At 68.6% G+C, this 14402-nt stretch carries 15 protein-coding genes; 5 read left to right on the forward strand and 10 right to left on the reverse strand.

Features of this window, described 5'->3' with window-relative positions; translation table 11 throughout:
• Positions 1 to 6 precede the first annotated feature (6 nt).
• Complete coding sequence (locus BR47_RS0105325; RefSeq protein WP_020100260.1) at positions 7 to 642, reverse strand: GAP family protein; 636 nt, start codon at positions 640 to 642, stop codon at positions 7 to 9.
• Positions 643 to 716: 74 nt separating this feature from the next.
• Here BR47_RS0105325 and BR47_RS0105330 point away from each other — a divergent pair, with 74 nt between their 5' ends.
• From BR47_RS0105330 to BR47_RS0105350, 5 genes are all read left to right on the forward strand, one after another.
• Positions 717 to 3254 (forward strand): DEAD/DEAH box helicase, encoded by a 2538-nt coding sequence (locus BR47_RS0105330; protein ID WP_036426722.1) that lies wholly within the window; start codon positions 717 to 719, stop codon positions 3252 to 3254.
• A gap of 26 nt (positions 3255 to 3280) precedes the next feature.
• Entirely contained in the window at positions 3281 to 4426 is a 1146-nt protein-coding gene (locus tag BR47_RS0105335; protein WP_020100262.1) for an acyltransferase family protein, read from the forward strand.
• Positions 4427 to 4435: 9 nt separating this feature from the next.
• Positions 4436 to 4936, forward strand: a complete 501-nt coding sequence (locus BR47_RS0105340) for a UCP032817 domain-containing protein (RefSeq protein ID WP_029118832.1) — start codon at positions 4436 to 4438, stop codon at positions 4934 to 4936.
• Between the two features lie 64 nt (positions 4937 to 5000).
• The gene (locus BR47_RS29760; protein ID WP_231387972.1) at positions 5001 to 5582 is read left to right on the forward strand and encodes a hypothetical protein; all 582 of its coding nucleotides are present in this window, start codon (positions 5001 to 5003) and stop codon (positions 5580 to 5582) included.
• A 62-nt stretch (positions 5583 to 5644) separates the two neighbouring features.
• The gene (locus tag BR47_RS0105350) at positions 5645 to 5920 is read left to right on the forward strand and encodes a hypothetical protein (protein ID WP_020100265.1); all 276 of its coding nucleotides are present in this window, start codon (positions 5645 to 5647) and stop codon (positions 5918 to 5920) included.
• Positions 5921 to 5929: 9 nt separating this feature from the next.
• Here BR47_RS0105350 and BR47_RS0105355 read toward each other — a convergent pair whose 3' ends face one another.
• The 9 genes from BR47_RS0105355 to BR47_RS0105400 all read right to left on the reverse strand — a co-directional run bounded on the left by BR47_RS0105355 (position 5930) and on the right by BR47_RS0105400 (position 14402).
• Positions 5930 to 6613, reverse strand: a complete 684-nt coding sequence (locus tag BR47_RS0105355; protein ID WP_029118833.1) for a sensor domain-containing protein — start codon at positions 6611 to 6613, stop codon at positions 5930 to 5932.
• Between the two features lie 183 nt (positions 6614 to 6796).
• Positions 6797 to 7438 (reverse strand): FKBP-type peptidyl-prolyl cis-trans isomerase, encoded by a 642-nt coding sequence (locus BR47_RS0105360; protein WP_029118834.1) that lies wholly within the window; start codon positions 7436 to 7438, stop codon positions 6797 to 6799.
• Positions 7439 to 7448: 10 nt separating this feature from the next.
• Positions 7449 to 8063 (reverse strand): class I SAM-dependent methyltransferase, encoded by a 615-nt coding sequence (locus tag BR47_RS0105365; RefSeq protein WP_029118835.1) that lies wholly within the window; start codon positions 8061 to 8063, stop codon positions 7449 to 7451.
• Positions 8064 to 8089: 26 nt separating this feature from the next.
• Positions 8090 to 9946 carry a transketolase gene (locus BR47_RS0105370; RefSeq protein WP_231506659.1) on the reverse strand — a complete coding sequence of 619 codons (1857 nt, stop codon included), beginning with the start codon at positions 9944 to 9946 and terminating at the stop codon, positions 8090 to 8092.
• A gap of 93 nt (positions 9947 to 10039) precedes the next feature.
• A complete protein-coding gene (locus BR47_RS0105375) occupies positions 10040 to 10579 on the reverse strand; it encodes a cysteine hydrolase family protein (RefSeq protein ID WP_020100270.1) in 540 nt (179 codons plus the stop codon).
• Positions 10580 to 10623: 44 nt separating this feature from the next.
• Positions 10624 to 11319 (reverse strand): hypothetical protein, encoded by a 696-nt coding sequence (locus tag BR47_RS0105380; RefSeq protein WP_029118837.1) that lies wholly within the window; start codon positions 11317 to 11319, stop codon positions 10624 to 10626.
• The gene (locus tag BR47_RS33460; protein WP_177127331.1) at positions 11316 to 13079 is read right to left on the reverse strand and encodes a VWA domain-containing protein; all 1764 of its coding nucleotides are present in this window, start codon (positions 13077 to 13079) and stop codon (positions 11316 to 11318) included. Before BR47_RS33460 ends, BR47_RS0105380 begins: the two co-directional genes overlap by 4 nt.
• Positions 13070 to 13546 carry a hypothetical protein gene (locus BR47_RS0105395; protein WP_020100273.1) on the reverse strand — a complete coding sequence of 159 codons (477 nt, stop codon included), beginning with the start codon at positions 13544 to 13546 and terminating at the stop codon, positions 13070 to 13072. Before BR47_RS0105395 ends, BR47_RS33460 begins: the two co-directional genes overlap by 10 nt.
• Positions 13536 to 14402, reverse strand: a complete 867-nt coding sequence (locus BR47_RS0105400; protein WP_020100274.1) for a DUF58 domain-containing protein — start codon at positions 14400 to 14402, stop codon at positions 13536 to 13538. Before BR47_RS0105400 ends, BR47_RS0105395 begins: the two co-directional genes overlap by 11 nt.

Raw genomic sequence — 14402 nt, forward strand, 5'->3', positions numbered from 1 at the left:
GGTATCTCACAATGACGCCACCACGACCAGGAGCGAGCCGACGGCCGTGAGCGTCACGGCGGTGATCGCGGCGGTGTGTTCCTGTACCCAGTGGCGCATCCGCTCCAGGCCCTTGTCGGCGTACCGCGAGGCGACGAGGTGCGCGAGGATCGGCGCGGCAGTCGTGGATCCGGCCAGTACGACGAAAAAGCCGATGGCACCGGCCTTTTCGGCGGGCGCGGTCAGCAGGGCGTCGATGGCCACGCCGCCGGCGACGCACGCCAGGATGAACTTCGGGTTCGCGACGGCGAAGACCAGCCCGGTGACACCCGTGACCACTGGCGACGCGGACTGCAGCCGCGTGAGCCAGCCCGTCGCCTGCGCGTAGTGCGCGCGCCGCAGCCACGTGACGACACCGAGCACGATCAGCACGATGCCGATGCCGAGCTGCAACCGGGAACTGGTCGCGGCGGCGTGCGACCGACCGACGGGCGACACCAGCACCACCGCGCTGATGACGGCCGCCATCCCGGCGAGCCACCCGCACAGGTAGGTCAGGCCGGTGCTGCGGGGCCGGTCCGAGTACAGCAGGAGCAGCACCGGCGGCAGGACCGCCATGGGGGACAGCGCCACGATGAGCGCGTCGGGGATCAACCACGTCACACGAGCCATCTTGCCTGCGCGCAGCCTGCCCGCCGCAGACGCGCGTCCGGTGATCGGGCAGGCTGGTGTCCACGATGGCACCCCGCATATCCCTCTTGGACGACCCCGCCGACCTGTCCGCGCTGCGCGCGGCGGGCGCTGACCCCGACGAACTGCTGGCATCGTTCGCCGAGTGGGCCGAGGCGTCGGGGACCGCGCTGTACCCCGCGCAGGAGGAGGCCCTGATCGAACTGGTCAGCGGCGCCAACGTCGTGCTGGCGACGCCGACCGGTTCCGGCAAGTCGCTGGTGGCCACGGGTGCGGTGTATTTCGCCCTCGCCGCGAACCGCCGCAGTTACTACACCGCGCCGATCAAGGCATTGGTCAGCGAGAAGTTCTTCGCATTGTGTGACGTCTTCGGCGCCGCGAATGTGGGCATGCTCACGGGCGACGCGGCGGTGAACGCAGGGGCGCCGATCATCGCGTGCACCGCCGAGATCCTCGCGAACATCGCGCTGCGGGAAGGCGCCGAGGCGGACATCGGGCTGGTGGTGATGGACGAGTTCCATTTCTACGGCGACCCCGACCGCGGCTGGGCGTGGCAGGTGCCGCTGCTCGAATTGCCCAAGGCCCAGTTCCTGTTGATGTCGGCGACGCTCGGCGACGTGACCGTCCTTCGCGAGGACCTCACCCGGCGTACCGGCCGGCCGACGGCACTGGTTGCCGGCGCCGAACGCCCCGTGCCGCTGTTCTACAGCTATGCGACGACCGCCATGCACGAGACCATCGCCGACCTGCTGCAGACCAAGCAGTCGCCGATCTACGTCGTGCATTTCACCCAGGCCGCCGCGCTTGAGCGGGCGCAGGCGCTGATGAGCGTCAACGTGAGCACCAAGGAGGAGAAGGTCGCAATCGCCGACCACATCGGCGGCTTTCGCTTCACGACGGCGTTCGGCTCGACGCTGTCGCGGCTGGTTCGGCACGGCATCGGCGTGCACCACGCCGGCATGCTGCCCAAGTACCGGCGCCTGGTGGAACAGCTCGCCCAGGCCGGGCTGCTGAAGGTTATCTGCGGCACCGACACTCTCGGCGTGGGCATCAACGTGCCGATCCGCACCGTCGTCTTCTCGGCGCTGTCGAAGTACGACGGCACCCGAACCCGGCTGCTCAACGCCCGCGAGTTCCACCAGATCGCCGGCCGCGCCGGACGGGCCGGCTACGACACCGCGGGCACCGTCGTCGTGCAGGCTCCCGAGCACGAGGTCGAGAACCTCAAGCAGTTCGCCAAGGTCGCCGACGATCCGAAGAAGCGGCGGAAGCTGGTGCGCCGCAAAGCTCCCGAGGGCATGGTGCCGTGGGGTGAGAACACCATGAAGCGGCTCGTCGAGGCCGCACCCGAGGCGCTCACGAGCAACATGCGGGTGTCGACGGCGATGATCCTCGACGTCGTCGACCGTCCCGGTGATCCCTGCCTGGCCATGCGCCGGTTGCTCAGCGAGAACCACGAACCACGGAAACGGCAGCTGCGGCACATCCGCGAGGCGGTCGGTATTGCTCGTTCACTACTGCAGGCCGGGGTGCTGGAACGTCTGGCCGAACCGGAACCGGATGGGCGCCGGTACCGCCTCACGGTCGACCTGCCGCCGGATTTCGCCCTCAACCAGCCGCTGTCGACGTTCGCGCTCGCCGCTGTCGAACTGCTCGACCCGGATTCGGATACCTTTGCGCGCGATGTGGTTTCGGTGATCGAGGCGACCCTCGAGGACCCGCGCCAGATCCTTGCGGCGCAATTGAAGAAGGCCCGGGGCGAGGCCGTCGCGGCGATGAAGGCCGAGGGCATCGAGTACGACGAACGCATCGAACTGCTCGACGACATCACCTACCCGCGTCCGCTCGACGATCTGCTGACGCACTGCTTCGAGGTGTATTGCCGGAGCAACCCGTGGGCGGCCGACGGGCACCCGGCGCCGAAGTCCGTCGTGCGCGAGATGTGGGAGCAGGGACTGACGTTCAAGGAGTACGTCAGCGCCTACGGCCTGACCCGCACCGAGGGCGCGGTGCTGCGCTACCTGTCGGATGCCTTCAAGGCGCTGCGCTCCGGCGTGCCGGCGGCCGCCCGCACCGACGAGCTCACCGACATCGTCGAGTGGCTGGGCGAGCTTGTGCGCCAGGTCGATTCGAGCCTGCTCGACGAATGGGAGCAGTTGACGAGCGCCGATCAGGTCGACGAGGTCGCGGTGATGGCGCCGGTGCGGCCGCTGACCGGCAACGAGAGGGCATTCACCGCGATGGTCCGCAACGCGCTGTTCCGGCGCGTGGAGCTGTGGGCCCGGCGCCGCTGGGAGGAACTCGGGGCCTTGGATTCCGGATCGGGGTGGACCGCGCAGCGCTGGGAAGCGGTGGGAGAGCAGTACTTCTCCGAGCACGAGGACATCGGCACCGGGGCCGATGCCCGCGGGCCCGCGATGTTGATCTTCGACCGGGCGCCCGGCGTGTGGCGCGTCCGTCAGATCCTGGACGACCCGGCCCACGATCGCGACTGGGGTATCGACGTGGAAGTCGACCTGGCCGCGTCCGACGAGGACGGCGCACCGGTCATCCGGGTCGTCGATGCCGGGCTTTTCGGTAGCTGAGCGCACTTCTCGGGCACACTGGGCGCATGACCGCCCCTGCCCCCGAGCCCGTCAGCGGGACCCGAGGGTTCCTGCCTGCGGTCGAGGGGCTGCGGGCGGCGGCCGCATTGGGTGTCGTGCTCACGCATGTGGCATTGCAGACGGGCTACACCGACGGTGTCGTCGGTCGGTTGCTGGCCCGCTTCGACCTGTCGGTCGCCGTGTTCTTCGCGTTGTCGGGTTTCCTGCTGTGGCGCGGTCACGCCGCCGCGGCGCACGGGCTGCGGGCCGAACCCGAGGTGGCGCCCTACTACCGCTCCCGGTTGGTCCGCATCATGCCCGCGTACCTGCTGACGGTGGTCACGGTCCTGACCCTGTTGCCGGATGCCCGCAGTGCGGACCGCACGGTGTGGATCGCGAACCTGACGCTGACCCAGGTCTTCGTTCCCAAGACGCTGATCGCCGGGCTCACCCAGATGTGGAGCCTGTCGGTCGAGATGGCCTTCTATCTCGTGGTGCCCCTGCTGGCGCTCCTGGTCGCGAAACTGTCGCTGCGGCTGCGGGTCCCGGTCATCACGGGCGTGGCGCTGCTCAGTTTCGGCTGGGGCTATCTGCCGATCCCGGCGTATCACGGAGCCAATCCGCTGAATTGGCTACCGGCGTACGCGTCGTGGTTCGCCGTCGGGATGTTGTTGGCAGAGTGGATGTTCCGGCCGTACGGCTGGCTGCACCGGTTGGCGCGGCAGCGTTCGATCCTGATGCTCGTGGCGGTCGTCGCGTTCCTGGTCGCGGCTTCGCCGCTGGCGATGCCCGGGGCACACCACCACGCCACCCTCGGACAGTTCATCGTGCGGACCGCGCTGGGCGCCGTGATCGCCGGGGCGCTGCTGGCGCCGCTGGTCCTGGACACCCCGGACGGCCGGCATCGCGTGCTGGCCGGTGCCCCGATGGTGACGCTCGGCCGGTGGTCGTACGGACTGTTCCTGTGGCATCTCGCCGCATTGGACATGGTGCTCGCCATGCTCGGGCAGACGACGTTCCCCGGCGCGCTGCCGGTGGTGATGGTCCTGACGACGACGTTCGGCTTCGCGGTGGCCGCGGTGAGTTACGCGTTGCTCGAGGAGCCGTGCCGGGTGGCGCTGCGGCGCTGGGAAGCCCGGCGACGGGCCACGGTGGCGACAGTCCCGACCTAGAGTTGCAGGGTGCGATTCACGCGTCAGGGGCCGCTGGACCAGATGAACGCCGCGGTGGCGGATCTCGAATTGCCAGACGCGGTGTACAAGACGTGCCCTTGGCAGCCACGGGATCTCGTGACGGAGGGCCTGCGACAGTGGTTGCGGTGCTGCGGGGCGGCCATGCGCGACGGTCAGGTGATCGGTATGCCGTCGCACGCCGTCGATGAAGCCTGGCACGGCCTGATTCTCTGCACCGCAAGGTATTCGGCGTTCTGCGACGCCGCCTACGGCCAGTTCCTGCACCATCATCCGGAAGGCGGGGCACCCGCCGGTGCGGTGTCGGAGCCGATGCACGAACAACTCCGGCGGACGGTCATCGCCTGGGAAAAGGTCGCCGGTCCCCGTGAGAATTGCGTGCTGTGGGACCTCGATGAGCGCGTCGGCGTCGAGAAACCGTGGGGGATCGCTGCGGCGCGGGTCGACGAAATCAGGTCGGCGTACCGGGCTTTTCAGGCCCGAACGAGATGACGGAGGCCGGTACACGCGATAGCCTGACCCGTTACGGACGCCGGTGAAAGGACAGACGAGCATTTTGAAGACCGAGCGACAGCGTTTTCGACCGCCGGTGATCGTCGGCGGCATGCTGCTGGCCGGTGCGCTCGCGGCGGCCGGTCCGGCTGCGGCGGACCCGGCCACACCGACGACACCTCCTCCGGGCCAGCCCGTCGTGGAGCCTGCGAGCGGTCCCGGCGGCCCGGTGGCCGCGCCGCCGATCGGCGCTCCGACGGTCCCCGAGATCGAGAACCCGCAGTACGGTGCGGGGAACACACCAGGTCAATTCGGCTACATCCGGGACCTTTGGCACACGTTCCACAGTGGAAATCCGCTGGCAGAGCTGACCATGGTGCCCGAGGATGGCGGATCCGGGGCTCCGGCGGGTGCCGGCCCTGCGCCCAAACTGCCACCAGGGTTCATCTCGCTGACCGATCCGGCGTCGTCGAACCCGATCGTCGACACCGGACCCAAGACCGGTGGACCGGCGCTGCCTCCCGGCTACTACCCGCTGAACGGCCCGCCGCCGCCCGGGTACTACGACGCTCCGGCCACGCCGGCACCGGGTGCGCCCGGCGCGCCGCCGCCGGCCGCCGGATTCGCGCCCACCCCATCGCACTGACTCGACGGCGTAATGTGATTACATACGCTAAGTAATCGCAGTCTACGCAGGGGAGCATGTGCATGACCTCGATCAAGAAGACCTTGTCTGCCGCCGCCGTCGCGGGGTCGCTCGCCGCGGCCGCGCTCGGCTTCGGTGTGCCGCTGGCCGCCGCGCAGCCGCCGCCACCGGCGCCCGGGCTGGGCGAGGAGGTCCCGCCGTGGGCCCCGAAGAAGCCGGCTGAGGTCTGGGACGGTCAGCCCGTCGTGTGGACCTCGGCATGGGGTGGCCGGTGGGGCGTCTGGATCAACGACGGCTTCATCCCGCTGACGTCGAACCCCGTCACCAACGGCGGGTAGCCGCCGCCGTCACCATCGTGCCGCGACGTTGGTGCCGATCTGGTTGGCAATCTGGACCGCCGTGTCCGCCGGATCGGGACTGCACGTGTTGATGTCGATGATGACGTTGTTCTTGTGTGCCAAGGCGCGGCCGCACGCCCAACCGGGTGCGGCCGCGTCTTGTTCTGTCGAGACGACGCTGAGGGTGTCGTGCGCGTTGGTGATCGGCCCGACGGACCACTGCGACTGACTCTGCGTGTGCGTGTACTGCTTGCACGCCGGCCACAGCTGCGCTGACACGTTGAAGAACTCCTGCGCCTTGTCCTGCGTCGGGAACAGCACGACAGCCTGCTTCAGATAGTGGGTGAACTTGTCCCCGTCGTTCATGCTCTGCTCACGCTCGGCCCAGAAGCCGCTGTTGGCGTACGCCGCCGCTTCGGCGGCGCCGTCGATGACCAGACACTCGGGTGGCGCCATCGTGGCGCTGTTGTCCGACATGGTGGCCTGGGCGCTGAGCACCGTCATGGCCGCAGACCCCATGGTCGCGTTGACCTGTTCGGGGCTGAGCAGCAGACCGTCCAGTTCCCGTTCGACCAGAGGCCGGGCCACCATCGGCGGCGTGGTCACCGGCACGGCCGTGCCCGTGGTGCTACCACATCCTGCGGTCAGAACCGCGACCATGACGACGGTGACGGTGCCGACTGAGCTGCGCATATATCCTCCCGTCGCGGCAGCGGCGACCAACTGACATGCTGCGCTGTCCTCCCCAGCGCGGCACTCCAACGCTTCCATTGTGGCGTCAGTTGAGGTCGGGGCCACCTTTGCTCGACGGTGTTTCGCGGTAACGATGAACCAAGTTCTTGATAACAGGTTCGCCGCACCGCCGCAGCATGACGGTCAGTTCGACACGTCGAGGATCTTGATCGCGAAGACCAGCGAGTCACCCTTCTCGATGCCCGCGCTCGGCTGGCCGTCGGGGTAGCCGTCGGCCGACGTCATCGCGACGGCGACGGTGGAGCCGACCTTCTGTCCGGAGATGGCCTTCTGGAAACCGGGCACCACGCGCAGGAGCGAGAAGGTGGCCGGCGCGCCGCGGTCGTAGGCGCTGTCGAACTTCGATCCGTCACGGCCGTTGAAGCCCGCGTAGCAGACGGAGACGGTCGCGGTTTCGGGGACGACGGGTCCGGTGCCGGCCTTCAGCGTCTGCACCTGCGTCTGGTTCACGCTGAACGGGCCCTTGACGGTGACGACCGGGGCCGCGGTATCGGTGGATCCGGTCACGGCAACGCTGCCGGTGGCGCCGTTGAGCGTCCACTCGGGCGATCCGCCCTGTCCTTCTGCCGTCGGGCAGGTGCGCGCAGCTGCGGTCGTGGAGTTGTCGAGGGCGGTCACCGGGCTCGGGGTGGTGGTCACCAACGGTGCCTGGGTCGTGGTCGCCGCCGCCGGCTTTTCGTCGGAGCCACACGCGGTGAGGGCGACGGCGAGAGATGCGGCGCAGGCGGTCAGGGCAACGGAGGAGGACACGCGGGAGAAGTTCACCGGTGTCACGCTACCGGGGCGCGATCGGGATGAGGACTGCGACCAGGAAGTCGGATTTGTCGGTGAACACCCGCAGATCCCAGGTGGACAGCAGCAGATCCGGGGTGAGGCCGGCCTGGCTGGCGTCCTGGAAGAACTGACCGAACTCGTAGTCGCGGCCGGCGCCGAACCCGATCACCACGCGGCCGTCGTCGGCCAGGTGGGCGCGGAGTCGGGAGAGCACTTGCACGCGCGTGCTGGGGGCGACGAACGTCATGACGTTGCCGGCCGACACGATCAGGTCGAACGGCTCCGGAATACCGCGGGCCGGCAGGTCGAGTTCGGCGAGGTCGCCCACCAGCCAGCGCGGCCCGGGGTGATCCTCTTCGGCGGCCGCGATGAGAGCGGGATCGACATCCACCCCGACCACGTCGTGCCCGGCCGCGGCGAGGTAACCGCCGATCCGACCGGGGCCACAGCCGGCGTCGAGGATCCGCGCGCCGCGCGATGCCATCGCGTCGATCAGGCGGGCTTCGCCGACGAGATCCTCGCCGGCGCGGGCGAGCGTCCGGAAGCGTTCGATGTACCACTGCGAGTGGCCGGGATCGGCTTCGACTTTCTGCATCCACAGGCTCTGCTCGACCATGCGTCCCATTGTCGCAAGTCCGAACTTCAGCGCGGCGTGCTGTCGACGACGCTCTTGGCGATCAACATCGTCGCGGCCTCCTGGATGTGGTCCGCGTCGATACCCGCCCAGGCAAGCAGCTCGCGTGCCGTGCCGGACCCGGGCATCCCGCGGACTGCCAGATGCGCGAGGCGAATATCGGCACGATCGTGCGCGACGAGGGCGTCGAGCACCGCCGATCCGAGACCGCCCTCGGGGTGGTGGTCCTCGGCGACGACAACGCGTCCACCGGTGGCGCCGACAGCCGCGGCGACGGTGGCGGTGTCCATCGGCTTGATCGAGTAGCAGTCGATGACCCGCGCGGTGATGTTCTCGCTGGCGAGTTGCTCTGCAGCGCTGAGGCATTCGTGCACCGTCACGCCGGCGCCGATCAGGGTGACGTCATCGTGATCGGATGCGCGCAAGAGCTTGGCACCGCCCACCGGGAACTCCTCGGTGGCGTCGTACAGCACCGGGTAGGCGCCGCGCGTGGTGCGCAGGTAACAGATTCCCGGGGTCTCGGCCATCGACTGCACCAGGGCGGCCGTGCTGGTGGCATCACTCGGGTACAGCACGACGGCGTCGTGGACGGCGCACATCATCGCCAGGTCCTCAAGTGCCATCTGTGACGGGCCGTCCGCCCCGATCTCGACACCCGCATGGGAACCGACAAGTTTCACGTTCGCATCTGAGATCGCGCCCATTCGAATGAAGTCGTAGGCGCGCGTCAGAAATGCGGCGAACGTGGAGGCGAACGGGATGTATCCGCGGACGCTCAGGCCGGTGGCCGCGGCCACCATCTGCTGTTCGGCGATGAACATCTCGAAGTAGCGGTCGGGGAATGCTCGCGCGAATTCGCCCGCGTGGGTGGAATTTCCGACCTCGCCGTCGAGTGCGACCACGTGACGGTTGCGGCTGCCGACCGACACCAGCGCGTCGCCGTACGCCTTGCGCGTGGCGATGTCGGCACCGAGTTGGTAACCGGGGAGGTCCACGGCTTCGACGGTGTCCCATTGCTCGGCCGGCGCGGGCGTCGGCGGTTCGAGGCCGCGCACGATCAGTCGGCGCCGGCCGCCGAGTTCCGCGATCGCCCGTTCGGCCATGTCTTCGGGCAACGGTTTGCCGTGCCAGTCCGGGCTGTCCTCCACCTCCGAGAATCCCTTGCCCTTGATGGTTTTGGCGATGATCACCGTGGGCCGGTCCACGGCGTCCGGAGCGGCCACGCCGGCCATCGCGTCGTCGATCGCGGTGAGGTCGTGGCCGTCGATGACGACGGTCCGGGCGCCGAAAGCCTGACAGCGCCGCTCGTAGGCCGCGACGTTCCAGCCGAGGTCGGTCGGGCCCCGCTGTCCCAGCCTGTTCACGTCGATGAGGGCGACCAGGTTGTCGAGCTTGTAGTAGGACGCTTTGTCGAGTGCTTCCCACATGGAGCCTTCGGCCATCTCGCTGTCGCCGCACAGCACCCAGACCCGGTAGGGCAGGCCGTCGAGGTATTTCCCGGCCAGCGCGAGTCCGACGCCGTCCGGCAGGCCCTGGCCGAGTGAACCGGTCGCCACGTCCACCCACGGCAATACCGGTGTGGGATGACCTTGCAGGCGTTGCCCGAACCGGCGGTAGCCGTCGATCAACTCTTCGTCGGTGATCGCACCGACGGCCGCGAAGGCCGAATACAGCAGCGGCGACGCGTGACCCTTCGAGAAGATGAGGTGGTCGTTGGTGACGGCGGCCGGATCGCGCCAGTCATACCGCAGGTGGCGGCTGATCAGGACGGCGACGAGATCCGCGGCCGACATGCTCGACGTGGGATGACCGGAGCCTGCGCTGGTGCTGGATCGAATCGAATCCACGCGCAGACGAGCGGCCACTTCGGCCACGGTGTCCATGGGGGTTGGTGGTGGTGTCGTATTCACACACAGCCCATACCCGGTGTCACCGTCGGTACACGCGCGCTCGAAGCGTCACGGCAGACACCGCGTGGATTCGACGATCTGGGCGGCCATGTTGCGCTGCATCATCTTCAGGGCCGCGTCGCCGAGTTCCGGGTCGATGTGCGCGACCGCGTCCGGTGGGACGATGACGTCGTAGTGCCGCAGGTACCCGTCGAGGGCGCTGTAGAGAATGCACTGTTCGGTGACCTGCCCCGTCAGGATCAGCGTGGTCACGCCACGTTGCCGCAGGAGGTAGTCGAGCGCGGTGGCATAGAAGACGCTGTGCCGCACTTTGGTCAGGAAGGTGCTGCCGTCCGCCGGCACCAGCGGCTTGACGAGCTCGGGGTGGCGCCCGGACAACGCGGCGTCGACGATGCCCTCGCCGCCGACGCTGAAGTCTTCGTGATTGTCGTTGACGTACACGACGTCCACGCCTTCGTGTGCTCGGGCCGCTGTCAGCAGCCGGTGCAACGGATCGAGAATGTCGGCGACGTTCGCCGCGAGTTCGTCGCCGTCCTCGTGCCGGTAGTCGTTGAACATGTCGATGATCAACAGGGCGGTGTCACTCACTGAAGGTGCATACCCGGACGTCACCGCAGGCACACCTGCTGCCGTCACCGTGCGGCGTCGCGCAGGATCTGTTGCAGCCCTTGCAAGGGGTCGGCGCCGTCAGGCGGCGGCAGGGGTGGCGGCAGTGTCGACGTGGCGTCTCCGGACCCGGGTGGCGGCGGTGGTGGTGCCGGGGGAGGCGGTGGCGGCGGCGCGGTCGGCGGCGGGCCGGTCTCCGCGAGCTTGGCGTCCAGCCGGGGCAGGGCCTCGGCGCGGATCCGGCGACGCTGGGTGTCGGCATCGGCGTTGCCCGCGAAACAGTTGGTGGGCGCATGCGTGACGGCATCTCTGGCCGCGGTGTACTGCCGTACGGCGGCGTCGCGGTCGCCCGATGCGGCGGCTTGGTCGCCGAGGGTTTCCCGAATCAGCTCGAGGTTGACGCGGACCGGGCACGACTGGTCGGCCGCGGTCTGCGCCAGTGCGCGGCCGAATTCGCGGTCGGCATCGTGCAGCCGGTGCTGCAGCACCGCGAGACTCCCGCCGGCGTACGACGTCCGGTTCGGCTCGATCACGTTGAACTGACGCAGGATTGCGACGTCGTCGGACAACGCGGCGGTATCGCGGTTCGCATAGTCGGTGACCGCCGAGTCGCCGACGACAGCGACGGATCCCAGCTTCGCGGCGAGGATCAGCACAGCCGCGACGATCGGTGCCGAGCCCAGGAGCAGTCGGCGACGCAGCCTGCGTCGGTCGGTTGTCATGGCCGTACCCGGTCCAGTCGGGTGCGGGCGGCTTCCCGCAACGTCAGGAACAGCTCGACGAGAAGCAGCGCGGCGGCGAGCCCCGAGAGCACCCAATAGAGTTCCGTCCCGCGGTACGCGGAGCCGGCGGCCTGTGGGACGGGGCGGGCGACGTCGGTGAGCGCCGTGTCCGGCAGCCCTGCCTCGCCCCGCTGCACGTACGGCACCCCGACCTGCTGGGCCACGGTCCGCAGCGTGGGGGCCGCGTCGTCGCCGTACCCGATCACCGCCCCGCCGGCGACCACACCTTCCGGCAGGTCGAATTCCCTTTGCGGAGTAGCGGATTCCGATGTTCCGGCGCCGAGGTAGTAGACGAGGTTCTTGGCGTCGGGGTATTGCTGGACCGCGCTGAGCAGCTGATAGCGCAGCACGGTACTGGCCGCGCCGGCGTCGACATGCGACAGTTCCGGTGTCTGATACGTGACGGGCGTCGTCACGACCGGTTTCAGACTCCACGCATCGGCTGACAGCGGCCACTCCAGTGCCGGGCCGGAAGCGAATCCGACTACGGCGAACCGGGCGGTCGGATAGCGGTCGACCAGTTGTGCGATGTCGGCGCTCGCCTCGGCGGCGCGTGAGCGGCCGTCGGGACCTGGTGCCGCCATGTTCGACGAACGGTCGAGGACCAGGAAGACATTCGGCTCGAGCGCGCCTGCGGTCTGGGGCGGTGGCGCTGTCGCGCCGATCGTGGGACGCGTGGCCGCAGCAATCAACAGCAGCGCGGCCATGCCGAATCCGGCCCAGCGCCACGTCCGCCACCCGGCGTGTTCGGTGCTCCGGCGTCGCCACCATGCGGCGCCGCCCGCTGCGAGCAGCGCCACCAGGAGTGCGGCATCCGGTGTCTCTACCGGTTTGGCGGCAACGTTCGTCCGATTCGCCGGAGGCGGATGGCGGGTGATGTCACGCAACGACGCTCCGATGTCGGTGGCCGGGTGTGATCTGCCGCCGGTGTTGTGTACGAGCTCGGAGACCGTGCCCGCGCCGTCACCGATGATGAGTGCGTTTACCTGAATCTTGCTGCTGGTTGCCAGGTCTCGAAGTGCGGCGCCGTCGAACAACCGGCCGGCCTCGCCGCTGGAAGCCTCTGGCCCGACGTAGATGAGCGACCGGCGCGTTGCCGAATCCTTGGCGGCCGGTGGGAAGCCGGTCATGCACAGCGCGAGCAGGTCGCCGATGTTCGGGGTATATCCGGCGTAACGCACCGGCGCGACAAAAGGTCTGGCGTCGCTTCGCTTGATCTGACGACCATAGGCGGTGAACTCCGCGGCAACGTACTGGTAGTCCCGAGTCAACGGGACGACACGGCGATTGGCAGACGTCAGCCCGATCCGCTCCGTACTGAACCTACGAGCGGCGTCGGCGAAGTACTGCAGCGTCGCGGTCACGGGGGCGTCAGAGACCGGGGCGCCGACACAGACCATGATGTCTTGCGGCGCAGCGGCTTCGGACCGGCGGTCCAGCGTCGGCAGCCCGGTCGGTCGCGCCGTGGCCACCAGTGCGGCGCCGAAGCTCACCGCGAGCAGCGCGACAGCGGACCACACCGAGATCGTGTTCCGGCGCTGTGCCCGGCGATATTCGGGAAGCCGCCTCAGGCGGCCGGTGTTGGCGAGCGGTCTCACGTCGCCGGGGCGGTGGCGGTGGGGCCACAGCACCGCGAACGCCACGCACGCCGCCAGCGCGACGCATCCGATGATCGCGGCAATCGGCCAGGTCAACTCCATCGCATGACCAGTCCTTCGGCCGTTGCACAGGCCTCGTCGACATCGACGGTCGAGTATGGATTGAATTGCACGTCAACGAGTTCGGACAGCAGCGGTGCGGCGGCGCCCGCCGGGCCGGCCGCGATGGAACCGACGTGCATGTACTGCACCCGAAGCCCCGTAGCCGCATGCAGGAACCGGCGGAGTTCCCGGCTCAGCGCCGCCCCGGCCGCCGGCGCCGAGAGGTCGCCCGACCGATGGCGCCGGGCGATGCCGCGAATGTCCCGGACCGCGCGCAGCTTGATCAGCTCGTCCCGTACGACGCGGACCAACCGGACGTCACCGATCCGGCGTGACGCCGACGTCGCCAGGAACAGCCAGGCGTACCAGGCGATTACACAGAGGATCAGCGCGGCCGAGGCCCACGGACACCACCCCGAATAGGGCTCGGGGCCGATCACGTAGCGCAGCAGATCGTCATCTGGCACGTGCGTAGACCCCCGTCATCGCCGTCAACGCAGATTTGATGTGGGCGCTCGCACCGATGCGCGCATGTGGTACGCCGGACACGGTCAGAAACTCCGAAAGACTCTGGCGCCGTTCGTCTTCCGATCGCCGGTACGCCTCGGTGACGGCGCGGTCGAGTGCGGACGGCGGTAAGAGGAACTGCCCGTCGGCGGTGTCGTAGCTGCGGCCGGTGCCGGAGTCGACTGGCGGCATGTCGGTCACCAACGCCCACAGCACGTCGTGCCGGGCGGTCAGTGAGCGCAGCACGTCTCGCAACGCGTCACTGATCTCGGGCTCGTCGGACACGATGAACACCAGCAGCCGGTGGCGGTAATGCGTGGCAAGCCAGCGGAGTTGGACCAGCAGGTCGCTGCGGGCGGGTGATTCGCCCGTCAACTGAAGGTAGTGGTGCAGCATCCGCTCGATGTGCGTCTCGCCACGGCGCAGTCGGGTGTCGATACAACCCCGGCGGTCTCCCGTGACCAGGCCGATCTCGTCGGATCGGCGCAACGTCATGAGCCCGATCGCACCGATGACGTGCATGGTGATGTCCTTCTTGAGCTCTCCCGATGGCGCGAGCGCCGACGCATTTCGGCCGGCGTCGGCGACCACCACGATCTTGTGGTGCTTCTCGGACACGAACTGCTTGATCAGGGTGTGGCCGGAGCGCGAACTCGCCTTCCAATCGATGTCCCGGACGTCGTCGCCCGGAACGTAGGGGCGAAGTTCGTCGAACTCGAGGCTCCGGGTGTGAATCAGCGCGTAGCGGCCGCCTTCCAGCAGACTGCCCGGGTCGCGGCCGATGTGAATTTTCGCGGCGTCGAGGTGTTTCCCCAT

It is taken from the genome of Mycobacterium sp. UNC410CL29Cvi84 (assembly GCF_000686745.1).
Classification (GTDB): domain Bacteria; phylum Actinomycetota; class Actinomycetes; order Mycobacteriales; family Mycobacteriaceae; genus Mycobacterium; species Mycobacterium mucogenicum_B.